Source organism: Mycolicibacterium sp. ND9-15, assembly GCF_035918395.1.
In the GTDB taxonomy this organism is placed as follows: Bacteria; Actinomycetota; Actinomycetes; order Mycobacteriales; family Mycobacteriaceae; genus Mycobacterium.
In genome coordinates, this window is the sequence record NZ_CP142362.1 from 1,443,993 (window position 1) to 1,467,094 (window position 23,102).

Annotated in this window: 23 protein-coding genes and 2 pseudogenes; 8 read left to right on the forward strand and 17 right to left on the reverse strand. The window is 66.9% G+C overall.

Annotated features, from left to right (window positions below):
• Positions 1-34 precede the first annotated feature (34 nt).
• The 3 genes from QGN32_RS07105 to QGN32_RS07115 all read left to right on the forward strand — a co-directional run bounded on the left by QGN32_RS07105 (position 35) and on the right by QGN32_RS07115 (position 3,624).
• Positions 35-1,678, forward strand: coding sequence for an NAD-dependent malic enzyme (locus QGN32_RS07105; protein ID WP_326547907.1), 1,644 nt, complete (start codon positions 35-37; stop codon positions 1,676-1,678).
• Positions 1,679-1,831: 153 nt separating this feature from the next.
• A complete protein-coding gene (locus QGN32_RS07110) occupies positions 1,832-2,347 on the forward strand; it encodes an RNA polymerase sigma factor (RefSeq protein WP_326547908.1) in 516 nt (171 codons plus the stop codon).
• On the forward strand, positions 2,344-3,624 hold the full coding sequence (locus tag QGN32_RS07115) for a VOC family protein (RefSeq protein WP_326547909.1): 1,281 nt from the start codon (positions 2,344-2,346) through the stop codon (positions 3,622-3,624). Before QGN32_RS07110 ends, QGN32_RS07115 begins: the two co-directional genes overlap by 4 nt.
• Before the next feature lie 52 nt (positions 3,625-3,676).
• Here QGN32_RS07115 and QGN32_RS07120 read toward each other — a convergent pair whose 3' ends face one another.
• Positions 3,677-4,852, reverse strand: a complete 1,176-nt coding sequence (locus QGN32_RS07120; RefSeq protein WP_326547910.1) for an NAD(P)/FAD-dependent oxidoreductase — start codon at positions 4,850-4,852, stop codon at positions 3,677-3,679.
• Positions 4,853-4,951: 99 nt separating this feature from the next.
• Here QGN32_RS07120 and QGN32_RS07125 point away from each other — a divergent pair.
• Positions 4,952-5,202 (forward strand): annotated as a pseudogene (locus tag QGN32_RS07125) (dimethylargininase); the annotation flags it as partial.
• Positions 5,199-6,135, forward strand: a pseudogene (locus QGN32_RS07130) (aminotransferase class III-fold pyridoxal phosphate-dependent enzyme). The pseudogenes QGN32_RS07125 and QGN32_RS07130, both read left to right, overlap by 4 nt.
• Here QGN32_RS07130 and QGN32_RS07135 read toward each other — a convergent pair.
• Positions 6,136-6,987, reverse strand: a complete 852-nt coding sequence (locus QGN32_RS07135; RefSeq protein ID WP_326547911.1) for a mycofactocin-coupled SDR family oxidoreductase — start codon at positions 6,985-6,987, stop codon at positions 6,136-6,138. It abuts the pseudogene before it with no gap.
• Between the two features lie 200 nt (positions 6,988-7,187).
• On the opposite strand from QGN32_RS07135, the gene QGN32_RS07140 reads away from it, so the two are divergent.
• A complete protein-coding gene (locus tag QGN32_RS07140; protein ID WP_326547912.1) occupies positions 7,188-7,505 on the forward strand; it encodes a hypothetical protein in 318 nt (105 codons plus the stop codon).
• On the opposite strand, the gene QGN32_RS07145 is transcribed toward QGN32_RS07140, so the two are convergent.
• The 8 genes from QGN32_RS07145 to QGN32_RS07180 form a co-directional block, all read right to left on the reverse strand.
• Positions 7,471-8,325 carry a cutinase family protein gene (locus QGN32_RS07145; RefSeq protein ID WP_326547913.1) on the reverse strand — a complete coding sequence of 285 codons (855 nt, stop codon included), beginning with the start codon at positions 8,323-8,325 and terminating at the stop codon, positions 7,471-7,473. The genes QGN32_RS07140 and QGN32_RS07145 overlap by 35 nt on opposite strands.
• Before the next feature lie 218 nt (positions 8,326-8,543).
• Complete coding sequence (gene tuf, locus QGN32_RS07150) at positions 8,544-9,734, reverse strand: elongation factor Tu (RefSeq protein WP_326547914.1); 1,191 nt, start codon at positions 9,732-9,734, stop codon at positions 8,544-8,546.
• A 164-nt stretch (positions 9,735-9,898) separates the two neighbouring features.
• On the reverse strand, positions 9,899-12,004 hold the full coding sequence (gene fusA, locus QGN32_RS07155; protein ID WP_326547915.1) for an elongation factor G: 2,106 nt from the start codon (positions 12,002-12,004) through the stop codon (positions 9,899-9,901).
• 86 nt (positions 12,005-12,090) lie between these two features.
• Positions 12,091-12,561 (reverse strand): 30S ribosomal protein S7, encoded by a 471-nt coding sequence (gene rpsG / locus QGN32_RS07160; RefSeq protein ID WP_326547916.1) that lies wholly within the window; start codon positions 12,559-12,561, stop codon positions 12,091-12,093.
• Positions 12,561-12,935 (reverse strand): 30S ribosomal protein S12, encoded by a 375-nt coding sequence (gene rpsL / locus QGN32_RS07165; RefSeq protein WP_064345572.1) that lies wholly within the window; start codon positions 12,933-12,935, stop codon positions 12,561-12,563. Before rpsL ends, rpsG begins: the two co-directional genes overlap by 1 nt.
• 291 nt (positions 12,936-13,226) lie before the next feature.
• Complete coding sequence (locus QGN32_RS07170) at positions 13,227-13,814, reverse strand: TetR/AcrR family transcriptional regulator (protein ID WP_326547917.1); 588 nt, start codon at positions 13,812-13,814, stop codon at positions 13,227-13,229.
• 79 nt (positions 13,815-13,893) lie between these two features.
• A complete protein-coding gene (locus QGN32_RS07175; protein ID WP_326547918.1) occupies positions 13,894-14,421 on the reverse strand; it encodes a DUF3558 domain-containing protein in 528 nt (175 codons plus the stop codon).
• Between the two features lie 2 nt (positions 14,422-14,423).
• Positions 14,424-14,957 (reverse strand): DUF3558 domain-containing protein, encoded by a 534-nt coding sequence (locus tag QGN32_RS07180; protein WP_326547919.1) that lies wholly within the window; start codon positions 14,955-14,957, stop codon positions 14,424-14,426.
• An 87-nt stretch (positions 14,958-15,044) separates the two neighbouring features.
• Here QGN32_RS07180 and QGN32_RS07185 point away from each other — a divergent pair, with 87 nt between their 5' ends.
• Both QGN32_RS07185 and QGN32_RS07190 read left to right on the forward strand, forming a co-directional pair.
• Positions 15,045-15,479: a DUF3060 domain-containing protein gene (locus QGN32_RS07185; RefSeq protein WP_326547920.1), complete on the forward strand. Its 435-nt coding sequence runs from the start codon at positions 15,045-15,047 to the stop codon at positions 15,477-15,479.
• A 2-nt stretch (positions 15,480-15,481) separates the two neighbouring features.
• Positions 15,482-15,883, forward strand: coding sequence for a DUF3060 domain-containing protein (locus QGN32_RS07190; protein WP_326548972.1), 402 nt, complete (start codon positions 15,482-15,484; stop codon positions 15,881-15,883).
• Positions 15,884-15,984: 101 nt separating this feature from the next.
• On the opposite strand, the gene QGN32_RS07195 is transcribed toward QGN32_RS07190, so the two are convergent.
• The 7 genes from QGN32_RS07195 to QGN32_RS07225 all read right to left on the reverse strand — a co-directional run bounded on the left by QGN32_RS07195 (position 15,985) and on the right by QGN32_RS07225 (position 23,090).
• Positions 15,985-16,749: a crotonase/enoyl-CoA hydratase family protein gene (locus QGN32_RS07195; RefSeq protein ID WP_326547921.1), complete on the reverse strand. Its 765-nt coding sequence runs from the start codon at positions 16,747-16,749 to the stop codon at positions 15,985-15,987.
• On the reverse strand, positions 16,746-17,504 hold the full coding sequence (locus QGN32_RS07200; protein ID WP_326547922.1) for a PaaX family transcriptional regulator C-terminal domain-containing protein: 759 nt from the start codon (positions 17,502-17,504) through the stop codon (positions 16,746-16,748). The genes QGN32_RS07195 and QGN32_RS07200 overlap by 4 nt, the downstream gene beginning before the upstream one ends.
• Entirely contained in the window at positions 17,504-18,442 is a 939-nt protein-coding gene (locus tag QGN32_RS07205; protein WP_326547923.1) for a crotonase/enoyl-CoA hydratase family protein, read from the reverse strand. The genes QGN32_RS07200 and QGN32_RS07205 overlap by 1 nt, the downstream gene beginning before the upstream one ends.
• Positions 18,439-20,067 (reverse strand): acyl-CoA dehydrogenase family protein, encoded by a 1,629-nt coding sequence (locus tag QGN32_RS07210; protein ID WP_326547924.1) that lies wholly within the window; start codon positions 20,065-20,067, stop codon positions 18,439-18,441. The genes QGN32_RS07205 and QGN32_RS07210 overlap by 4 nt, the downstream gene beginning before the upstream one ends.
• 50 nt (positions 20,068-20,117) lie before the next feature.
• Positions 20,118-21,260: a phosphatase PAP2 family protein gene (locus QGN32_RS07215; protein ID WP_442791792.1), complete on the reverse strand. Its 1,143-nt coding sequence runs from the start codon at positions 21,258-21,260 to the stop codon at positions 20,118-20,120.
• A gap of 76 nt (positions 21,261-21,336) precedes the next feature.
• Positions 21,337-22,089 (reverse strand): deoxyribonuclease IV, encoded by a 753-nt coding sequence (locus QGN32_RS07220; RefSeq protein WP_326547925.1) that lies wholly within the window; start codon positions 22,087-22,089, stop codon positions 21,337-21,339.
• A 26-nt stretch (positions 22,090-22,115) separates the two neighbouring features.
• Complete coding sequence (locus tag QGN32_RS07225; RefSeq protein ID WP_326547926.1) at positions 22,116-23,090, reverse strand: calcium/sodium antiporter; 975 nt, start codon at positions 23,088-23,090, stop codon at positions 22,116-22,118.
• Between the last annotated feature and the right edge of the window lie 12 nt (positions 23,091-23,102).

A 23,102-nucleotide genomic window follows, 5' to 3' on the forward strand; every position in this document is an offset into this window, starting at 1 on the left:
GCGATAGCTTTGGACCGTCGCGGAAAGGAAGCGCATGCCGGAGAAGAAGACGGGACAGGACCTGTTGTTCGATGCGCTGTGGACGAAGGGCACGGCCTTCACTCATGAAGAACGCCGCGAATTCGGTTTACTGGGGCTGCTTCCCACCGCCGAGAAGACTCTCGACCAGCAGACCGAACACTCGTGGCGTGAGTTCAGCAGGCGTCGCGAGCCGCTCGACAAACACATCTATCTGCGCAGCCTGCAGGACCGTAACGAGACGCTGTTCTACCGGGTGCTGCGCGACCACATCGCCGAGACCATGCCGATCGTGTACACCCCGACCGTCGGGGAGGCGTGCCAACGGTTCAGCGAGATCTACCAGCGCCCGCGTGGGTTGTACGTCTCCTACCCGGACCGCGATTCACTGCGGGAGGTGCTGCGCAACCGCCCCCGCCCGGAGGTGGACGTCATCGTGGTGACCGACGGCCAGCGCATTCTCGGCCTGGGCGATCAGGGCATCGGCGGTATGGGTATTCCCATCGGAAAGCTCTCGCTGTACACGCTGATCGGGGGCATCGACCCGGCGCGCACGCTGCCGATCCTGCTCGACGTCGGCACCGACAACGTCGAACTGCTCGAGGACCCGCAGTATCTGGGCTGGCGGCACCGCCGGATCGACGACGACGAGTATTACTCGTTCATCGACGATTTCGTCACCACGGTGCACGAGGAACTGCCCGACGTGCTGCTGCAGTGGGAGGATTTCGCCACCGCGCACGCCTTGCCGATCCTCGAGCGCTATCGCGACAAGCTGCTCACCTTCAACGACGACATCCAGGGCACCGCCGCCGTCACGCTGGGTGCACTGCACGGCGCCGCCAAGGTCGCCGGCCGACCGCTGTCCCAACAGCACGTGGTGTCACTGGGTGCCGGCTCGGCGGGCATCGGGGTGCTCAAGATGGTGCACCGTCAGATGGTCACCGAGGGGCTGAGCGCGCAGCAGGCGTCGGCGCAGATCTGGGTCGTCGATATCGACGGACTGCTCACCGACGACCGTACGGACCTGTCCCCCGGGCAACGGCAGTTCGCCCAGCCCGCGGGCCGGACCGCGGGTTGGGGCCTGTCCGGACCCGCCCAGCTGGCCGACGTCGTCCACCACGTCGACGTTGGTGTGTTACTTGGGTTATCCACCACCGCAGGCGCTTTCACCGAGCCACTGGTGCGAGAGCTCGCCGCCAAGGTCGACCGGCCGATCATCTTCCCGCTGTCGAATCCGACCAGCCGCGCCGAAGCCCATCCCGCCGAGCTCGACAGGTGGACCGGCGGACGCGCGTTGATCGCGACCGGCTCGCCGTTCACGTTGAAGCGTGACGGCGTCGAGTGCCCCGTCGCCCAGTGCAACAACGCCTACATCTTCCCGGCGATCGGGTTGGCGGTCACCGCGGCACAGGCAACCCGGGTGACCGAGGAGATGATGCGGACCGCCGCCGCTGCGCTCGGCGACGCCTCCCCCGCCCTCGGCGACCCGAACGCACCGCTGCTGCCCGCGTGGTCCGACGTTCCCGACATCGCCGGGCGGATTGCGCTCGCAGTCGCCGCGCAGGCCGTCGCGGACGGGGTCGCGCCCGATCGCGGCCACGACGAGCTGGCACAGCGGGTCACCGACGTGCGGTGGACGCCTGGATACCGGGGCTGAGCGCCCTATCTCCGCGAGCCCCCCATTTCGCGAGCGCTCACCCACGTACGGTTTGAGCCCCGAAATGCGTACCGGGATGAGCGCTCACCAGAGGATGAAAAGTTTTTCGCATTGACCCGTCGGAGTTCGGCACGCGACGGCGACGATAAGGGTGTGAGCGCCGAACCGAATGGCACCGACGCTCCACGGGCACTGCTGGCGCTGTATGACGACGCGCTACCGGTTGTGTACGGATACTTCGTCCGCCGCTGTGGTGACCGTGGAACCGCCGAAGACCTGACGTCGGAGACCTTTCTGGCGGCGATGGACGCCGCCAGAAAGTCCGCTCCACCGCCGCTGTCTGTGCCGTGGCTACTCGGGGTGGCGCGCCACAAGCTGGCGGACCACTACCGCCGCCGCCACGACCGGTTCAGCGTTCCCGTCGCCGAGGTGCCCGAGCGCGAGGAATCCGACCACTGGGACGCCGAACTGGACCGCATCGTCGCCGAGAGTGTGCTGGCCAGACTGACCGAGCAGCACCGCACCGTGCTGGCGTTGCGCTACATGGACGACTGCACCGTGCCCGAGTGCGCGGAATTGATCGGTCGCACCGTGTACGCCACCGAGGCGCTGCTGGTGCGCGCCCGCAGGGCTTTTCGCGCTCACTACCCGGAAGGGAGGAAGTCGTGAACAACAGCCACGATCCGCTGGACGTGCTGCACGGCGACGAGCTTCCGGTCGCACCAGACCCCGCGTTCGCCGCCCGGCTGCGGGCACGCCTGGAGTCGGCCCTGTCACTGCCTAACCGGACGCAAGGAGTGCAAATGAGTGGTACCGATACCGCCATCGCCGAAATGACCGAACCGACGGCCCCGACGGCGCCGCCGCGCGCCGCCGCGCTGCCGTATCTGACCGTCGCCAACGCGCGCGGGGCGATCGCCTGGTACGTCGATGCGTTCGGCGCCACGGTGGTCGGCGAGCCCTTCGAGATGGATGACGGCCGCATCGGACACGCCGAGCTGGCCATCGGCGACGGTGTGCTCTACCTCGCCGACGAGTACCCCGAGATCGGCCTCAGAGGTCCTGTCCCGCAATCGGTTTCGGTGAGCCTGATGCTGGCGGTCCCCGACACCGACGCGGTCCTCGAGCGGGCGCGCCAACGCGGCGCCGAGGTGCAGCGCGAACCGTATGAGAATTACGGGGCGCGCAACGCCGCGATCGTCGATCCGTTCGGCCACCGCTGGATGCTCAGCGGCCCGGCGACCGGAACGGCCGTGCCGATACACCACGGCGACGTCGGATACGTCGCGGTGTGGGTGCCCGACGCCGACCGCGCCGCGGCGTTCTACGGCCACGTGCTGGGTTGGGTCTACGACCCGGCGACCCGCCGGGTGACCAATACCGATCAGCGGATCGGCATCCACAGCGTCGCCGGAGCACCGACGCTGTTCTGCGCCTACGCCGTCACCGACCTCGGTGGCGCACAGCGGTCCATCCTCGACGGCGGCGGCGCGGTCGGCCAGGCGCAGGAGTTCGATTACGGCACCGTGCTCGACGCCACCGATCCCACCGGTACGGCGTTCGCGGTGTTCCGGCCGGCGCCCGCCACGCCGCGCCCCGCGCTCAACGGCACAGGGCCGGGCGAACTTTCGTATATCACCTACCAGGTCCCAGACTCCGGCGCGTTCAAGGCGTTCTACAGCCGAGTGCTGTTCTGGACGTTCGAGCCGGGGCGCGTCGATGACGGCTGGGGCGTGCGCGAGGCCCATCCGATGTCGGGTTGCGCCGGCGGCAACGCCGAAGCGGTGACCGTGCCGATGTGGACCGTCGCCGACATCGACGCCGCGGTGGCTTGGGTGCGCGAGGCCGGTGGCGTCGTGCTCGAGGAGCCGTCGCAACAGTCCTATGGGAAGTCGGCGCTGTGCGCCGATGACCAGGGCACCCGCTTCTACCTCGGCGAACTCTAGGGATTTCGGTGCGCTCCTGGTCGCGCAGCGATCGGTAGCGCACCGAAACCGCTCAATCCAGGAGGTCGGCGATCGGTGCGCGCGCCGCGATCTTGCCGCGCACCTTCATCACCTTGCCCGGCATGCCGCCGCCGACCACCCCGGCCACCACGCCGTTGCGCTCGTAGTAGGCGAGGAACTTGCGGCCGTCGTCCGCGACGACGTGCACCGTGTCGCCCGCCTCCGGTTCGCCGAGGCACTGGATCTTGACGTCGTACTGATCGCTCCAGAAGTACGGCACCGAGACCGCGGTCGGCGGCTCCTGCCCGAGCATCGTCGGCACCAGGACACGGGCCTGATCGGCGACGTTGCTCCAATGCTCAACGCGCACTTGATGACCGAGATTGTGCCGCCACGAAGCGACATCGCCGATCGCCCAGACGTGTGGTGCGCTCGCACGGCCGTGGTTGTCGCAGACGACGCCGTTGTCGACCTCGATGCCGCTGCCTTCGAGCCACGCGGTCGCCGGTTGCGAACCGATACCCACGACCACCAGATCCGCTTCGAGTTCGGCGCCGTCGCTGAGCACCACCCTCTCGACTCGATCGCCGCCCCGCACCTCCGATACGCCGACGCCGCAGCGCACGTCGACCCCCTCGGCGCGGTGCAGCCTGGCCACCAGCGTACCGATCTGTTCACCGAGCACCGACGCCAGCGGTGCGGGCTGCGGCTCCACCAGCGCCACCTCGACGCCGAGCTTGCGCAGGCTCGCCGCCACCTCACAGCCGATGAACCCGGCGCCCACGACGACGGCGCGCCGGGTCGAGCCGGCCTCCTGCCGTAGGGCCACGCTCTCGTCGTAGTTGCGCAGCACATGAATGCCCTCGAGGTCAGGGAACGACGCAATGCGCTTGGGCACCAGGCCGGTGGCGATGATGAGCTCGTCGTAGCCGAGTTCGCTGCCGTCGGCGAGTGTCACCGTCTGTGCGGCCGTGTCGATCGACCGTGCACCGTTTCCGAGTCGCACGACGATGTCGTTCTCCTCGTAGAACTCCGCGGGCATGAGCGTGACGTCGTCGGTCTCGGCGCGCAGCACTTCCTTGGACAGCGGAGGCCGGTCGTAGGGCAGATGATCCTCTTCGCTGACGATCGTGACGGGGCCGCCGTACCCGGACCGGCGCAACTGTTCGGCGGTGCGGGCGGCCGCCAGTCCGCCGCCCACGATGACGATGCCCCCTGAAGTGGTCATGGGCAGTTTCTTACACGATGCCCACGGCGATTTGTCCGCCACCCCGGCCAATCGTGCCGTCAGCCGCAATCGCGATCGATGACCTTCGTCAGCACGACGGCGTTCAGCGCCGCCTCACGGGCTCGGCTGCGGGAGCTGTTCCCCGACGCGATCGAAGTCGCCAGCACCGACGCCTATGTTCTCGGCCTCAACGCGGTCTCCGACGGTCGCAACGTCGTGCTGCCCGCATCTGCCATCGGTTTCGCCGACCAACTGCACGACGCCGGGTTCGTACCCGTCGGCGTCGACCTCTCCGGCTGCTCAAGGGCGGCGGCTCCATCAAGTGCTGCACGTTGGAGGTGCATCAGTGACGACGCTGGAAGCGACGACTGTACTCGCGACCGATGATCGCTCTGTGGCACAGAACTATTCGCCGTTGCCAGTGGTAGTCGCCGGCGCTGAGGGCGCATGGATCACCGACGTGGAGGGCCGCCGCTATCTGGACTGCCTGGCCGCCTACTCTGCGGTCAACTTCGGCCACCGCAACGCCGACATCACCGCCGTCGCGCACGCCCAACTGGACACCGTGACGTTGGTCAGCCGCGCCTTCCACTCCGATCGGCTCGCTCCGTTCTGCGCGGCGCTGGCCGAGCTCTGCGGCAAAGACATGGTGCTGCCGATGAACACCGGCGCCGAAGCGGTGGAAAGCGGACTCAAGGTGGCTCGCAAGTGGGGCACCGACGTCAAGGGCATACCCGCCGGTGCGGCGAAATCGTGGTGGCACACAACAACTTCCACGGCCGAACCACCACGATCATCAGCTTCTCCGACGACGAAACCGCCCGGCGCGGATTCGGCCCCTACACCCCCGGGTTCCGAGCAGCACCGTTCGGCGACGCCGACGCATTCACCAAGGCGATCGACGAGAACACCGTCGCGGTACTGGTCGAACCCATCCAGGGCGAGGCCGGGATCATCGTTCCGCCCGACGACTTCCTGCCACGGCTTCGGTCGCTGTGCACGGAGCGCAACGTGCAGCAGATCTCGGCCAGCACCTGCGCCGCCGGCTGAGTGAGCTGGTGGGCCGCGGTGTCGTCGCCGTGCGCGGCAAGCGCTTGTGGGCGGGGGTGGACATCGATCCGGCGTTGGGTTCGGCCAAACACGTCAGCGTGCACTTGGCGCGCCGCGGTGTGCTGGTCAAGGACACCCATGGGCCGACCCTGCGGTTCGCCCCACCGCTGGTGATCACCGCAGCCGAGATCGATTGGGCCGTCGGCCGGTTCGCCGCGGTGCTGGCCGCCTGATCAGTGCTTCATCGCGCCGCGGTCGACTACGATCTGGTTTCCGGATAGCGATTTCGACCGATCACAGGCCAGCCACGCGACAACGTCGGCCACTTCCTCGGGCTCCATGAAGCCTTGAAGACCCTTGTTCTCCTCGTCGACCGGGTTGAACGGCATCGGCGCGAAGCTGTGCAGGTAGCCGGGGTGTTTGGCGAAGATCGCCATCATCGCGTCCTTCTCCACCATCGGAGTCTCGATCGAGTAAGGATGGATCGAGTTCACCCGGATCCCGAACTCACCGGCCTCGATCGCCAAAGAGTTCGTCAACGCGGTCAGGCCGTGCTTGGACGCCGCATAGTGCGCGTTGCCCGGGGTGGCCTTCAGTCCGGCCGACGAGCTCACGATGATGATCGAACCGCCGTTGCCCGCGGCGATCATCGCCGGCACGGCCGCACGGATGGTGCGCCATGTCCCGTTGAGGTTCACGTCGATGACCGTGTCCCACTGCTCCTCGGACATCTCCCAGGTGCGACCCCAGCTGAGCACACCGGCGTTGGCGACCAGGATGTCGAGCCTGCCGAACTGCTCGACGCCGTCGGCCACCACCTGCTGCAACGCGGGCAGGTCCCGGATGTCCACCTCGCGGGCGAGCGCCTTGCGACCCGTCGCCTCGACCGCGCGCACCGTGTCGGCCAATTCCTCCGACGTCGCCATCGGGTAGGTGATCGTCTCGGATATCGGGGCACACACGTCGATCGCGATGATGTCGGCACCGTCGCTGGCCAACCGGATCGCGTGCGCCCTGCCCTGTCCGCGCGCAGCGCCGGTGATGAACGCCACTCGGCCGTCCAGGGGGCGGTTCGTCGCCGTCACGGCTGCTCCTTTCGGGATGCTGCCCCACCGCGAGTGACCGTGTCTGTACCCCGAAACGCCGTCCCGGCGCGTACATCCGCGGTCGCTCGCCGGAGGTGAGAGCCTGCGGACAGGCTAACAGCCTAATTGGAACGTGTTCTAGTCCGGTCGTGGTCCGCGCCGCTGCCCGCCCCCGTAGGCACTACTAACAGGTTGATCGCATGCACCTCCTGCGCACGCTCCACCGCTCAGCGCGCAAAACGACCGGTGTTCCTGCCCCACATGCAATAGCTGATCACCGTGGTGATGTCGTCACGCAGCGTTTCGAATTCATGCAATCGATGCGGCCGACGACGTTGGCCGGCGTCGAAGTGGCGATGTCATCGACCGTGCTGGAGATGTTGCAGTACAACAGAATAACCGCTCCGAGCGCGGCCCTCGCCGTGTTTGCGGCACCGCTCCTCGCCGCCGGTGCGGTCGTGCTGTGGACCGCGCGTCGAACGGTCAGGCGATCGGTGCCGTCGCACCAAGTGGTGTGATCGGAAGCGCCTCGGGCACCTCCGGCACCGAAGGCGCCGGTCCGACAAGCTGATACAGCGGCTTCGTCCACCGGTATCCGCCGCTCGACCTCGTGTAACCGGTGTGGATGAGAGCCGATACCTTCGACACTTCTTCGGCATCGGGGTCGTAGTCGCAGACCGCGTCACCGAGTTCGCACACGCTGATCGTGCGGGCACCGATGGCCGGCGACAGCGGCTTCGGGGCGCGGGCGAGGATCGGCCAGTCCTGGGCGACGCCCTTTCCGGCGCCCGGGACGCTCGTGACGGAGCCGATGTTGATCGTCGGGTCTGCGGGCAGGCGGTCGCCGTCGGCGATCAGCAGCGCGGCCACCATGTTCGGATTCGCGCCGGCCACTTGCAGATTGCGGTGCACCACCATCGCGCCCTGCGAGTAACCGGCGAGCACCACCTTCGACTCCGGGCAGCGCTGCGTGAACGCTGTGTACTGCGACCCGAGCGCGGCGGCGCCGGCGTCCACACTGCCCATGAAGCCGAGCCACTCCCCGATGCCGCCGCCGTCATCGGGAACCGCAACGGCCGGATACTCGACGGCCTCGGCGGTCATGGTGCGTCCGTCGCGCTGCACCAATTGCTGCAGGTCGCGGTAGGACTGGTAGATGTCGTCGCCCATGCCTGCGTTTGCGGTCAGATCGCCGTCGCGCTGACCCGAGCCCGCCGCACCGAACCAGTGCACGTCGGGGCAACCGGGGTCGGCTTGGGCCACGCCTGCAGAGACGCCGGCGAAGGCTGCGCCGGCAATCGCGGTGGCGCTGGCCAACGCAGTGAGACGACCGAACATGACCCAACCCTTCCAGCCCCGGCCAGGGCATACGCGAAGTACATCGGCGGAGCGTCGGCGGGCGTTACGGGTACGCGAATGCGGACGTTGACACGCCGCGAGCGTGCGCACAATGCCGCTCAACAGCGGTGTGTCGTATGCAAACATGCGCGCTCGCGCCGATGGACAACGACGAAAGCGGCGCCCACCCGAAGGTGAGCGCCGCTTTACGCAGATGACTACTTGATGATCTTGGTCACCCGACCGGCGCCGACGGTACGGCCACCCTCGCGGATCGCGAAGCGCAGACCCTCGTCCATGGCGACGGGCTGGATCAGCTTCACCGAGATGTCGGTGTTGTCACCGGGCATCACCATCTCGGTGCCCTCCGGCAGCGTCACCACACCGGTCACGTCGGTGGTGCGGAAGTAGAACTGCGGACGGTAGTTGTTGAAGAACGGCGTGTGCCGGCCACCCTCGTCCTTGGACAGGATGTAGACCTGGCCCTCGAAGTCGGTGTGCGGCGTGGTGGTGCCGGGCTTCACGACGACCTGGCCGCGCTCGACGTCCTCACGCTTGATGCCGCGCAGCAGCAGACCGACGTTGTCACCGGCCTGGCCCTGGTCGAGCAGCTTGCGGAACATCTCGACACCGGTGACCGTGGTCTTGGTGGTGTCGGGGCGGATGCCGACGATCTCGACTTCCTCGTTCACGTTGATCACGCCACGCTCGACGCGACCGGTGACCACGGTGCCGCGGCCGGTGATCGTGAAGACGTCCTCGACGGGCATCAGGAACGGCTTGTCGGTCTCACGAACCGGATCCGGGATCGACTCGTCGACGGCCTCCATGAGCTCTTCGATGCTCTTGACCCACTTCTCGTCACCCTCGAGTGCCTTGAGCGCCGAGACGCGGATGACCGGGGCCTCCTCGTCGAACTCCTGGGCGGCCAGCAACTCGCGGACCTCCATCTCGACGAGCTCGATGAGCTCCTCGTCGTCGACCGCGTCGGCCTTGTTCAGCGCGACCAGGATGTAGGGCACACCGACCTGGCGGGCGAGCAGCACGTGCTCACGCGTCTGGGGCATCGGGCCGTCGGTCGCCGCGACCACCAGGATCGCGCCGTCCATCTGGGCGGCGCCGGTGATCATGTTCTTGATGTAGTCGGCGTGACCGGGGGCGTCGACGTGGGCGTAGTGCCGCTTGTCGGTCTGGTACTCCACGTGGGAGATGTTGATCGTGATGCCGCGCTGACGCTCCTCAGGCGCATTGTCGATCTGGTCGAATGCGCGCGACTCGTTCAAATCGGGAAACTTGTCGTGCAGCACCTTGGTGATTGCTGCGGTCAGCGTGGTCTTGCCGTGGTCAACGTGACCGATGGTCCCGATGTTGACGTGCGGCTTCGTCCGCTCGAACTTCGCCTTCGCCACTGTGTGGTCCTCCTGGACTGTGTTGGTGCTTGTCTAAAGCAGTGTTGATCTTTGCAGTTGTTTCTCGCCGCGGAGCAACCGGGGTTACTGTCCCGTCGCCTTCGCGCCGCACATTGCTCGGCTCCGGCTCAGCTCCGCTCCTCCGGCCTGGCGGCCGTCGATGCTCACTGCCCCGTCGCCTTCGCGATGATCTCCTTCGACACGGCCGCCGGAACTTCGGCGTACGAGTCGAACACCATGGAGTAGTTTGCCCGGCCCTGGGTCTTCGACCGAAGGTCGCCGACATAGCCGAACATCTCCGACAGCGGTACCAGCGCCTTGACGACGCGGGCACCCGATCGCTCCTCCATGGCCTGGATCTGACCACGGCGGGAGTTCAGGTCGCCGATCACGTCACCCATGTAGTCCTCGGGTGTGGTCACTTCGACCGCCATGATCGGCTCGAGGATCACCGGCTGCGCAGCCTGTGCCGCTTTCTTGAGCACCTGCGAACCTGCGACCTTGAAGGCCATTTCCGACGAGTCCACCTCGTGGTAGGCGCCGTCGAGCAGCGTCACCTTGAGGTTGACCAGCGGATAGCCGGCCAGCACGCCGTACTGCATGGCGTCCTGGGCGCCGGCGTCGACCGATGGAATGTACTCGCGCGGGATACGACCGCCGGTGACCTTGTTCTCGAACTCGTAGGTCGCCCCGTCCTCGCCGGTGAACGGCTCGAGGTCGATGAGCACCTTCGCGAACTGGCCCGAGCCACCCGTCTGCTTCTTGTGGGTGAACTCGACCTTCTCGACCTTGCGCTTGATGGTCTCGCGGTAGGCCACCTGCGGCTTGCCGACGTTGGCCTCGACCTTGAACTCGCGCTTCATCCGGTCGACGAGGATGTCGAGGTGCAGCTCGCCCATGCCGCCGATGACGGTCTGGCCGGTCTCCTGGTCCAGGTGGACCTTGAACGTCGGATCCTCCTCGGCGAGCTTCTGGATCGCGGTGCCGAGCTTCTCCTGGTCGCTCTTGGTCTTGGGCTCGATGGCCACCTCGATCACCGGATCGGGGAACGTCATCGACTCCAGCACGATCTGCTCGTTCGCGTCGGAGAGGGTGTCGCCGGTGGTGGTGTCCTTGAGGCCGATGACGGCATAGATGTGCCCCGCCGAGGCCCGCTCTACCGGGTTCTCCTTGTTGGCGTGCATCTGGAACAGCTTGCCCAGCCGCTCCTTCTTGCCCTTGGTCGAGTTGATGACCTGCGAACCGGACTCGACGGTGCCCGAGTAGACGCGGACGTAGGTCAGCTTGCCGAAGAACGGGTGCACCGCAATCTTGAACGCGAGCGCCGAGAACGGCTCCTCGGTCGACGGCTTGCGGCTGATGGCCTCGTCCTCTTTGCCGGGCACATGACCCTGCACGGACTCCACGTCTAGCGGCGACGGCAGGTAGTCGATGACCGCGTCGAGCATGGGCTGCACGCCCTTGTTCTTGAACGCGCTGCCGCACAGGACCGGGTACAGCTCGGAGGTGACGGTCAGCTTGCGAATCGCCGCTTTGATCTCGGCGACCGTGAGCTCCTCGCCGCCGACGTACTTGTCCAACAGCTCCTCGTCTGTCTCGGCGACGGTCTCGAGCAGCTTGGTCCGGTACTCCTCGGCCTTCTCGGCGAGCTCGGCCGGGATGTCCTCGACCTCATACTTCTCCCCGAGGGCGGTCTCGCCGCGCCACACCTTGGCCTTCATCTCGACCAGGTCGACGACGCCGATGAAGTCGTTCTCGGCGCCGATCGGCAGCTGGATCACCAAGGGAGTCGCCCCAAGTCGCTCCTCGATGGTGCGCACGGTGAAGTAGAAGTCGGCGCCGATCTTGTCCATCTTGTTGACGAAGCAGATGCGCGGGACGTCGTACTTGTCGGCCTGCCGCCAGACCTGCTCGGACTGCGGTTCCACGCCCTCTTTGCCGTCGAAGACGGCGACTGCGCCATCAAGAACCCGAAGCGAGCGCTCGACTTCCACGGTGAAGTCGACATGGCCCGGGGTGTCGATGATGTTGATCTGGTTGTCGTTCCAGAAGCAAGTGACTGCGGCGGAGGTGATCGTGATACCCCGCTCCTGCTCCTGCTCCATCCAGTCGGTGGTCGAAGCGCCGTCGTGCGTCTCACCGATCTTGTAGTTGACACCGGTGTAGTACAGGATGCGCTCGGTCGTCGTGGTCTTACCGGCATCGATGTGGGCCATGATGCCGATGTTGCGGACCTTGTTCAGGTCGGTCAGCACGTCCTTCTGTGCCACGGGATTCCCTTCGGGAAGTAATACGGACTAAAGGCTGTATTCGTCTTGGTTGCGGCTGCGCCGCGCACGAAGCGGAGCTTCGTACGTCACCAGCGGTAGTGCGCGAAAGCGCGGTTTGCTTCGGCCATCTTGTGGGTGTCCTCACGGCGCTTGACGGCGGCACCCAGGCCGTTGCTGGCGTCGACGATCTCGTTCGCCAGGCGCTCGATCATGGTCTTCTCGCGGCGCTGCTTGGAGAAGCTCACCAGCCAACGCAGAGCAAGCGTCACCGAACGGTCCGGCCGGACCTCGACCGGAACCTGATAGGTGGCGCCACCGACGCGGCGGCTGCGGACCTCGAGAGCCGGCTTGACGTTGTCCATGGCGCGCTTGAGGGTGACCACCGGATCGGTGCCGGTCTTCTCGCGGGCTTGTTCGAGCGCACCATAGACAATGCGTTCGGCCAGTGATTTCTTCCCGTCCAGGAGAACCTTGTTGACCAGCTGGGTGACCAGCTGCGACCCGTACACCGGATCGTTGACCAACGGACGCTTGGGCGCGGGTCCCTTGCGCGGCATCAGCTCTTCTCCTTCTTCGCGCCGTAGCGGCTACGAGCCTGCTTGCGGTTCTTGACGCCCTGGGTGTCCAGCGAGCCGCGGATGATCTTGTAGCGCACACCCGGCAGGTCCTTCACACGGCCACCGCGCACCAGCACCATCGAGTGCTCCTGCAGGTTGTGCCCCTCGCCCGGGATGTATGCGGTGACCTCGACCGCGCTGGTCAGCTTGACGCGCGCGACCTTGCGAAGCGCCGAGTTCGGCTTCTTCGGGGTGGTCGTGTACACGCGGGTGCACACTCCGCGACGCTGCGGGCTGCCCTTGAGGGCCGCGGTCTTCGCCTTGGCGGGCTTGTCGTGGCGACCCTTGCGGACCAGCTGCTGGATGGTTGGCATCTACCGGCTTTCTGTGTTGCTGCTTTTCGTTCTGGTCAAGTCTGTGTACTGCAGTTTTACCCCCGTCACGTACCCCGCGATCGGGTGTGTCGCAGGCGCCCGCCCCGGGAATTTCAAGGCATTGGGCAGGGCGACATGCGAATCAGCCCGGCGTGCAGGCGCGCTTGCACTCGAAACACCAATGCAAGCGCCTTATCTGCCAGGCACGATCGTCCACAATACCAGCACAGCGGCGGCGCTCCAAACCCGTCGGCCGCGCCCTAACCGCAGGTCAGGTTACCTTCCTCCGCGCTACCGGCGCTCCATGCCGGAGGCCAACCGCATCACCATGTCGCTGTACACCGCGTCAGTGTCGACACCGTCCATCGCGCCGGTCATCTCCAACAGCACGAAGCCGTGCATCGCCGACCAGAACTCCAGCGCCGCATAGAACGCGTTCTCACCCTCGAGTCCGTAGGACGCCAGCACCGCGATGACGGGTGTAGCCGCCGCCCTGGTGGCCTCGGTGAACTCGGGGTCGTCACCGCCCAACGGCATGCGGGTGAAGGCCGAATAGCGACCCGGATGGTGGTGGGCGTAGCTGCGGTAGGCACTGGCCATCGCGGTCACCGCGTCGTCGCGGGTGCGGCCCTCGGCCACGTTGGTGAGCATGCCGATGATGTCGCCGACGACGCGCATCCGCACCGTTCTGCGCAGGTCCTCGAGGCTGTTGACGTGGTTGTACAGCGACGGCCCCTTGGTGCCGAGTTGGGTGGCGAGCGCGTTGATGGTGAGCGCGTCCCAGCCTTCGCGGTCCAGAAAGGTCAGCGCGGCGTTGACGATCGATTCGCGGCTGAGCCGGTGCGGTCGCCTGGCCGACGCGTTCGAGGGCTGTGCCATGTGCGCGTCGCCCCCTGCCGTCTCGTCGGATCCGAGTTGATCCCGCGCGAGAAAACTAACACCTCTAGTTTCCACCGACTCAGTTGACGCGCTCCTGACTGAGCTCGGCGAGTTGCCCGGTAATCGAGCACAGATCGGGCAGCGTTGTGGGGTTCATCGTCTGGGTCGACCAGGTGATGACGTCGCCGCCCTTGGCCACATAGAAACTGCACGCATTTGCGTCGAACGCCTTGAACCCTTTGTTCCCGTCGACCGACAGTTCGGTCAATGTGCGGCCGGCCTGCTGTTCCAGCGATCGCTCGGTGTCCATGTCGCTGCCGCGATACCACCAGGTCGAGATCCCCATGCCCGCGCCCACGGTGCCGAACACCGTGTCCTCCTGCCAGAAGCAGCCGGCGTCGCTGACGACGGCCTTGGTGAACTGCGCCGAGCCGACCGCGGCCGCGATGTCGGCGTCGGTGATGCCGTTGCAGTCGACACTGCGGAAGCCGCCGCCGGGGCCGGCCGCCGGTGACGAGATCGGCGTCTCGTCGGACGACCCGCACGCCGCGACCAGCGCGCCGCAGGCGGCCAGCGCGACAAGTCGGTACCTCCAGCCGGCGGACATGGTCACATCTCCGATTTCAGGGTCGCCGACAGGAGCCGTTCCGCCGCGACACACGGGTCACCAGCGGACCGACCGCGAAACTGTACCCACCAACTCAAGACTCCGCCGCCAGCCCCGGCGGTGGCCGAGCAGGCCGCGCCGGTGATGTCACGACGGGCCTCGAACGCGGAGTGCTGCTCGACGACGGTCTCGGTGACCTGCGCGCCGTGCTCGCCGGCCAGCGCGCGTTCGCGGTCAAGGCTGCCGGTCTCGAACCACGAGAAAGTCGCGTCGATCGTCACGTCGCCGCTGAACGCCACGTACTGGCAGACCGCACCGCTGTAGGGCCGCACGACGCTCTCGGCGCGCAGGATTTCCTGGACGGTCTCGTCGTCCAGCAGGGCGCAGCGGTCGTCGGCGTAGCCGTAGTTGCGTTGAGGATCCGAGACGACCGACGAAGCCCGTTGCGCGCTTCCCCTGACGGTCTCAGCACACCCTGCCGCCGTCGACACCGCTACCGCCGCCGCGACAGCAATCGAACCGACCCGCCAGCGCATCGCCGCTCACGCTACCCAGCACGACCGTCGATAGCGACTCGGGCGAACCATGCCAAGACCGGCGTCCGGCAAAGTACGCTCTCCCCCATGATGTGGACTGTTGTCGCCCGGTCACTAGCCGCATCCGCCATGGTGTCCCCGCTGATCCTCGCCGCTCCCGGCGCGCATGCGGAACCGGTGGTCTGCAACCCGTTGGCGCGTGAGTGCGCCGACAACAGCGTCGTCGGTCGCCACCAGGGGACCGATACCACCATCACGGGCATCGGCGTCGTCGAGACGATCGACTGCAAGAACTCCACGCTGCTCGTCAACGGCGCAAACAATCAGATCACCGCACTGGGCAGTTGCTGGGCGGTGACGATGCAGGGCAACGGCAACATCGTCGTGGCCGACAACGTCGTCAACGACGTGACGGTCTACGGCTGGGATCAGACCGTGCTCTACAAGAATGGGGCGCCGGTCGTCTTGGACCGCGGTCGCGAACTCGGCATGACCAACCGCATCAATCGGGTACCCGCATGAGCATGCGTATCTACTCCATCACGGCGGCCGGATTCGCCGCCGCCGCGCTGCTGCTCGCCGGCTGCGGCTCCGAAAGCTCCGACACCAATACGCCCACCGGGACGGCAGGCACTTCGGGCGCCCAGGTCGAGATCGGCAACACGATCAACTACGGCTCATTCGGCACCACCGCCGACATCGACTGCGCCGACGGCAAATCGCTGAACATCGGCGGGTCGAACAACACGCTGACCGTCAAGGGCACATGCGCGAACGTGAACATCGGCGGAGCGGACAACAAGGTCGACTTCGAACGGATCTCCAAGGAGATCAGCGTCGTCGGCCTGAACAACAGGGTGACCTATCGAGACGGCGATCCGAAGGTCAACGACACCGGCAACAACAACAAGATCACCAAGGGCTGACCCTCGCTCTTGGCGCGAGCGTGCGTGTTTGCACACGACACGCCACCGATAAACAGCACTTCGCGCACGCTCACGCCGACGCGACTGTGCACAAGTTGCCGCTAGGCGTCGGCGCCGTGCCTGCCCGCTCCGGCCGCGAAACGCGCTGCCCCCGCCAATGATTCGGCCGCGACGCGAGACATGCTGCCGAACTCGAAGTCCATCGCCTCGGCCTCCGGACGGCCCCACTGGTTGAGCGCCGACAGCCGGTCGGCGCGCATGCACTGCTGTGGCAGCTTGGCCAGTTCCGCCGCGAGTTCCTCGGCCCGCTGCCGAGCTTCTCCCTTCGGCACCACGCGGTTGGCCAGACCCATCGCCAAAGCCTCGGCCGCATCGACGGCGCGGCCGGTGAGGATGAGATCCATTGCCCGGCTGTGCCCGATCAGCCTCGGCAACCGTACGGTTCCGCCGTCTATCAGCGGCACACCCCAGCGGCGACAGAACACACCCATGATCGCGTCCTCCTCGACGACGCGCATATCGCACCACAGCGCCAACTCCAGACCACCCGCGACCGCGTAACCACTCACCGCGGCGATCACCGGTTTGGACAACACCATCCGGCTGGGGCCCATCGGACCGGGACCCGTGCGGTGGACCGGATTGGCGTCGGGCGTACCGAATGCCTTGAGATCGGCTCCGGCGCAGAAGGTTCCGTTGTCGCCACACAGCACCGCGACCGACGCCGAGTCGTCCCTGTCGAAATCGTCGAAGGCCGCGTGCAGCCCCGCAGCCGCCGGGCCGTTGACCGCGTTGCGCGCTTCGGGGCGATCCATGACCACCGTGGTGACGGCACCGTTCTTCTCGACCCGAACTCCACCGGTCATGTCGCCTCCATCAGTTGGTCACGTCGCGTGAGCGACAATCCAGGACTGTCACGCCGAGCGGACAACTCCGCGGCGAAGTCGTTGTACGCCTGGCGCAGCGCGGCTCCGGGCCAGTCGTCGGGCAGTAGTTCGGTCGGCAGCACCGGATCCGTGAGCAGGTGGCGCACGATCGCGGCAGCAGCGACGAACCGACCGGGAACGTCTACGGCCGAGCCGATTTCGTCGAGCAGAGCGCACCCGGTCCTTATCCAGTCCGGTAGCTCCCAGAGCCGGGCCACCAACTCCGCGGGCTCAGCATCACGCGCAAGCATCACCCGTACCCGGCGCAGCACCTCCGGCGGCAACGCCGTGTCGAGGTTGTCGGGCCGTAACCACACCCCTTCGCGCAACTCGCCGAACCGGCCGTCCTGCAGCGCGCTTCGTATCCCTGCGCGGGTCCGGGCATCGGTGCCGACACTGGTGACCACCACCGTGGTCCAGTCGCCGCTCCACGGACGCAGCCGCGGGTTGATCGCGTCGTCCTGACGCCGTTGCCGCGCCAACAGGCGGTCCGACAACCGATAGCCGTCCTCCGAACGCACCAGGTCGCCGGCGCTGACCATTCGGGTCAGCGCCACTCGCACAGTCGACTCTCTGATATCGAAGTCCGCTGTGAGCTTGAGTAATTCGCTCGCGGTAGCCCATGCCGGGTGCGCTCCGAGCAAGACGCTCAGCACGACGGAGCGGGCCGTCATCCGCGACAGCGAGTTCGCCATTACACGCCGGACGCCTTGCGGCCGTGGTCGCCGAACGGTTCGTCACGCTGCCGGACCGCCTCGCGAAAGCCGTGTTCTCGGGACTGCGCGACGAACGCGTGCCCCTCGGGTGTGTGGCGTGCGATACCGTCGAACACGGTCGAGACCATCGCGCTGTTGGCTGTGCCCTGCGAGTACAGCGCCGAGTTCATCGCCAGTTTGACCATGATCAGCTGATTGATCGGCACGCGGGCGATCCGCTCCACCAACCGCTCGGTGCGCTCGTCGAGATTCTCGGGCGAAGGCGCCTCGACCGCCAGCCCCCACTCGGCAGCCTGCGCGCCGGTGATCGAATCACCGGTCAGCAGAAGGCGTTTGGCCCGCTGGTCACCAAGTCGATGCGCCCACATCCCGGCCGCCGGCACACCCCACACACGGGTGGGTGGATAGCCGATCTTGGCGTCGGCCGCCGCGATCACCTGATCGGCATGCAGCGCGATATCGGTGCCACCGGCCACGCAGTAACCGTGGATCTTGACCACCGTCGGCTTGTCGCAGTGCACCAGGCTGGAGAAGCCGCGGACGAAGCGGCTCATCATCTGGTAGTCGATCATCGGGTCCCACGGCTGATCCGGTAGATGGTTGACGGCCTGCGTCTTTCCCGACAGCACCGTGTCGCGGTACGGGCTACCGCCGCCGGCCGACGATGAGCCCTCGGCGTAGGCGGAGAGATCGAATCCGGCACAGAACCCCTCACCTCGGCCGGAAACCAGAATCACGTGCACGGCCGGGTCGAGGTCCGCCCGTTCGACGAGCGCGGACAGTTCCAAAGGCGTGTCCGCGACGATCGCGTTGCCCTTCTCCGGCCGGTTGAACGTGATGCGGGCGACCCGATCCGTGACCTCGTAGGTCATCGTTTTCAAATTGTCGAAGTCGACGGGCCTGATCGCGTGCGTCATCCCTTGACCAACGCACGCTCGATGATCGGCGCGAGATCCAGTCCGGTGGGCAGCGTTCCGAAGGCACCGCCCCACGCGCCGCCCATCCGGGTCGCCAGAAACGCCTCCGCGACAGCGGGATGTCCATGCCGCACCAGCAACGAGCCCTGCAGCGCCAACGAGATGTCCTCGGCGACCTTACGGGCGCGGTACTGAATGGTCTCCAGATCGCCGAGGTCGGTTCGCAGGGCGTCGACATGCGCGCCCAGTCGTGGGTCGGCTCCTGCGGTAGCGGCGAGCTCGTCGAACAGCACGTCGACACACTCCGGCCGAGTCGCCATGGCGCGCAACGTGTCCAGTGCGCTGACGTTGCCCGAACCCTCCCAGATACCCATCAGCGGCGCCTCTCGGTACAGCCGTGCCATACCGAAATCCTCGACGTAGCCGTTGCCGCCCAGGCACTCCATCGCCTCGGCGGCGTGCGGGGTGGCCCGCTTGCACACCCAGTACTTGCTGGCGGCCAGTCCGATTCGCCGCAGCAGGGTCTCGCGGTCATCACCCCGTACCGCCGCGTCGGTGGCCCCGGCCATGCGCATCGCGACGATGGTCGCCGCCTCGGCCTCGACCGCGAGATCGGCCAGCACGTTGCGCATCAGCGGCTGGTCGATCAGGTACTCGCCGAATGCCTTTCGGTGCTGTGCGTGATGGATCGCGCGGGCCAGGCCGTTGCGCATGCTGGTCGCGCTGCCCAGCGTGCAGTCCAGCCGGGTGAGGTTGACCATCTCGATGATGGTCGGGACGCCGCGACCCTCTTCGCCGACGAGCCAGGCCACAGCGCCGTCGTACTCCACCTCGGACGAGGCGTTGGCGTGGTTGCCGAGCTTGTCCTTGAGTCGCTGCAGAAACATCCGGTTGCGGCTGCCGTCGGGCAGAATCCGCGGCAGCATAAAGCAACTGAGGCCGTCGGGTGCCTGCGCGAGCACGAGGAAGATGTCGCACATCGGTGCCGAGGTGAACCACTTGTGGCCGCGCAGCGAGTAGCTGCCGTCGCCGTTCGGTGTCGCCTCCGTGGTGCCCGCGCGGACGTCGGAACCGCCCTGCTTCTCGGTCATCGACATGCCCGCGGTGATGCCGGCCTTGATCGTGGGTACCTTCAACTCCGGGTCATACACCCGGCTGGTCAGCAGCGGTTCGTAGACCGCAGCCAACTCCGGATTGTGGCGCAGCGCCGGGACGATGGCATAGGTCATCGAGATCGGGCAGATGTGGCCCGGCTCGGGCGTCCACACCGAAGTCTTGGCGGCGCGTACGACGTGGGCGCCGGGCCGGTCGTCGGCCCACGGTGCGGCGTGCAGGCCATGACCGACGGCCACCGACATCAGCGAGTGGTAGGCGGGGTCGTACTCGACTTCGTCGATGCGGTGGCCGTAGCGGTCGTGGGTGTGCAGGATCGGCCGGTTGCGGTCGGCGAGTTCGCCCCAGCACTGCGCCTGCCCGCTTCCGGAGAGCGCGCCCAGGTCGGTGATCTCGTCGATGCCCCACTCGCCGCCCTCGCGGATCAGCGCCTCGACCAGGACCGGGGACGTCGCCGGGTTGTAGTCCTGAAGCGGGGGGACCTGGTTGGTGACGGCGTGCGTGTCTGGCATGACACCACTATTACACTTTCGCCGACAACTGCACAACCGTTGTAACACGCTCAGTCTGCGCGAGCGACCGTGTCTGCTCCCGACACGCCGCCATCGACCGACATTTTGCGGTCGCTCGCGCTAAGGCGAAGCCTCTGGAATCGGTGGATCGCGGTGATGACGACCGCGGCCAGCACCCAGCCCAGCAGGATGTCGACGACGTAATGCTCGGCGGTGTATACCAGCGTGAACGCCATGGTGAGCACGTAGGTCACCAGCACCGGCCGCCAGCGGCGCTGCACACGGTTCCACAGGAACGCCGCGATCGCCAGCGACAGCCCGGCGTGCAGCGACGGGATCGCCGCCACCAAGTTGACGCTGGACTGGCCCTGGTCGATCAGTGCGCTCGCGGAGTGCAGGTTGAGCTTGCCCCAGCCGCGCCCGACGATCCGCTCGATCCAGCCGTTGGCGCCGTCGTGGGCGCTCTGCATCGCACCGAGCAGACCGCCGTCGGCCACACCGCGCGCCGTCCGGAACATGCAGCGCGGCCCGGCCGGCCCGCCCTCGACGTCGGCGGCCGTGCACCGCGCGGCGGCCCACGGGGGCGCGGCGGGAAGCAGCGCGTAGATGACCAACGCCGCGAACGACAACCCGACGAACAACCGCACGAACGCCTTCCACTCCTCGCGGTTGCGCAGCCACAGCACCGCCGCGATCACGTAAGGCAGGATGAAGAACGACATATAGACCGAGCTGATGACGATCTCCCACCACGGCGGATGGGGCAACTTGAGGCGCTCCTGCAGCCAGACCGTGGGTACCGTGCCGAAGAACAGCCAGCGGTCGGCATCGATCTGCCAGTGCCACATCGTCGGTCGCCCGACGATGTCGGCCGCTCCCCTGCTCAGGTCGTAGGCGATCAGCACCAGCGCGAACGGCAACCAGTCGCGAATGACGTAGAGCATCCGACGGCCCTGCCCGATGCTGGCGACCAACAGCCCGGTGGCGATGTAGAGCAGCAGCAGTTCGCGGTTGAACGCGAAACCGGTTGTGATGGTCCGATAGACGATCACGATCGCCCAGATGGCGACCGCGATGCGCCGGATGATCGTGAGCCAACGTGCCCGACGCGTCGGCGTGCCGGACTGCTCGGATGGCTGGGGTGGCTTGAGGGCATCCGGCGCCACAGGAGATGACTCGTCGAGCACGGCCACTCAGCTGAATCTAGTTCACCTCGACGTCACCGGCGGTTAGAGGGCGATTCGGTTAGCGGATCGTGACCACGACGCCCTAGCCGAGGTGCTCGCGCAGGAACGCGATGTCGTCCTTGCGACCCTCGTCGGCCGTCTCGCAAATCACCGGGGCGTCGGCCGCCTTGACCACCGCGACCAACAACTGCGGATCGATCTGACCGGTGCCGAAGTTGGCGTGCCGGTCGGCGCCGGAGCCCGCGGCGTCGCGCGAGTCGTTGCAGTGCACCAGGTCGATGCGCCCGGTGATCGCTTTGATGCGGTCGACGGCGTCGATGAGCGCCTCACCGGCGGCCCAGGCGTGGCACGTGTCCAGGCAGAACCCGATGCCCCTGCCGCCGATGTGGTCCCACAGCCGGGCGATGACGTCGAAGTGCCGCGCCATCGCGTGCTCACCGCCGGCGGTGTTCTCCAGGTACACGGGCACGTCGGTCTCGAGGTAGTCGAGCGCCTTGACCCACCGCTCGAAGCCCGCCTCCCAGTCCTTGTCGTCGGCATGGCCACCGTGCACGATGACGGCCGTCGCCCCGACGTCGGCCGCCGCATCACAGGTGTCCTGCAGGATCTTGCGCGACGGGATGCGAACCCGGTTGTTGGCCGACGCGACGTTGATCAGATACGGCGCATGCACGTACAGCGGGATGCTCGACGCCTTGAGCAGTTCGGCGTCCTCGCGCGGCTTGGGCTTTTTCCAACTCTGCGGATTACCGAGGAAGAACTGCACGACCTCGGCGCCGTCGGCCTGTGCGTCAGCGAGCGGGTCGTCACCGTGAACATGAGAACCGATAAGCACGCCGCCGAGTCTAGTTACCCGCTCCCTCAGGTCTGTGTGGCCAGCAGGAAGACCAGGTAGGCCCCGTACGCGGTGACCATCGCAATGCCCTCGCCGCGCGAAACACGTCGGCCGGTGATGAAGATCGGGATGCAGGCCAGCGCAACGATCACCATGATCGGGATGTCGATGCGCACCAAGCTCGATGGCAGCAGCAGACCGTGCGCGGGCACCAGGCACGTCACGCCGAGGATCAACGCGATGTTGTAGATGCTGCTGCCCAGCAGGTTGCCGATCGCGATGTCGCGGTCGCCACGCAGCGTGGAGACCACCGTGGTCGCCAGTTCGGGCGCCGAGGTCCCGATGGCCACCACGGTCAGCCCGATCAGCGCATCGGAGACGCCGAACTCGCGCGCCATTCCGACCGCTCCGTCGACGAGCCAGTCCGCACCGGCCACGACGAGCGCGACGCCGCCGACGAGCATCATCAGCTCACGCAGCGTCTGGTTGCGGACGGCCACCGTCGCCACGTGCCCGTACTCATCGGAGAATTCGTCGAAGACTTCCCGCGACTCCCGGCGCGCAGACAGGATCACCGCAGCGGTATAGGCGACCGCACCGGTGAGCAGGATGGCGCCGTCGACCCGCGACATCACCCCGTCGGCGGCCAGTGCCCACAGCAACAGTGCCGCCGCGGCCATCATCGGCAGCTCGAAGCGAATGGTCCGCAGCTGGAGCACCAATGGGGCCATGACCGCGCTGAGCCCGAGGATGAGCAAGAGGTTGACGACGTTGGTGCCCGCGATGTTGCCGACCGCCAGCGCCCCGCTCCCTTGACCGGCGGCCACCACCCCGACGGCGAGTTCGGGCATGCTGGTGCCGATCGACACCACCGTCAGTCCCACGACGATCGGGCTGATGCCCAGCCGGGCGGCCAGCCGGGATCCGCCCTTGACCATCACCTCGGCGCCGACGATCAGCGCGGTCAGTCCGGAGAGAAACCACGCGATGTTCGCCAGCATCAAGCCGGGTGC

Coding starts and splice junctions, on each gene's coding strand:
- rpsG (WP_326547916.1), bottom strand. CDS start 12,561: ATGCCGCGCAAGGGACCCGCGCCCAAGCGTCCGTTGGTCAACGATCCG.
- QGN32_RS07200 (WP_326547922.1), bottom strand. CDS start 17,504: ATGGCGAACTCGCTGTCGCGGATGACGGCCCGCTCCGTCGTGCTGAGC.
- QGN32_RS07205 (WP_326547923.1), bottom strand. CDS start 18,442: ATGACGCACGCGATCAGGCCCGTCGACTTCGACAATTTGAAAACGATG.
- QGN32_RS07210 (WP_326547924.1), bottom strand. CDS start 20,067: ATGCCAGACACGCACGCCGTCACCAACCAGGTCCCCCCGCTTCAGGAC.
- QGN32_RS07180 (WP_326547919.1), bottom strand. CDS start 14,957: ATGCGCTGGCGGGTCGGTTCGATTGCTGTCGCGGCGGCGGTAGCGGTG.
- QGN32_RS07145 (WP_326547913.1), bottom strand. CDS start 8,325: ATGTTCGGTCGTCTCACTGCGTTGGCCAGCGCCACCGCGATTGCCGGC.
- QGN32_RS07170 (WP_326547917.1), bottom strand. CDS start 13,814: ATGGCACAGCCCTCGAACGCGTCGGCCAGGCGACCGCACCGGCTCAGC.
- QGN32_RS07195 (WP_326547921.1), bottom strand. CDS start 16,749: ATGACCGGTGGAGTTCGGGTCGAGAAGAACGGTGCCGTCACCACGGTG.
- rpsL (WP_064345572.1), bottom strand. CDS start 12,935: ATGCCAACCATCCAGCAGCTGGTCCGCAAGGGTCGCCACGACAAGCCC.
- QGN32_RS07140 (WP_326547912.1), top strand. CDS start 7,188: ATGCACCTCCTGCGCACGCTCCACCGCTCAGCGCGCAAAACGACCGGT.
- QGN32_RS07105 (WP_326547907.1), top strand. CDS start 35: ATGCCGGAGAAGAAGACGGGACAGGACCTGTTGTTCGATGCGCTGTGG.
- QGN32_RS07185 (WP_326547920.1), top strand. CDS start 15,045: ATGATGTGGACTGTTGTCGCCCGGTCACTAGCCGCATCCGCCATGGTG.
- QGN32_RS07175 (WP_326547918.1), bottom strand. CDS start 14,421: ATGTCCGCCGGCTGGAGGTACCGACTTGTCGCGCTGGCCGCCTGCGGC.
- QGN32_RS07190 (WP_326548972.1), top strand. CDS start 15,482: ATGCGTATCTACTCCATCACGGCGGCCGGATTCGCCGCCGCCGCGCTG.
- QGN32_RS07225 (WP_326547926.1), bottom strand. CDS start 23,090: ATGCTGGCGAACATCGCGTGGTTTCTCTCCGGACTGACCGCGCTGATC.
- QGN32_RS07120 (WP_326547910.1), bottom strand. CDS start 4,852: ATGACCACTTCAGGGGGCATCGTCATCGTGGGCGGCGGACTGGCGGCC.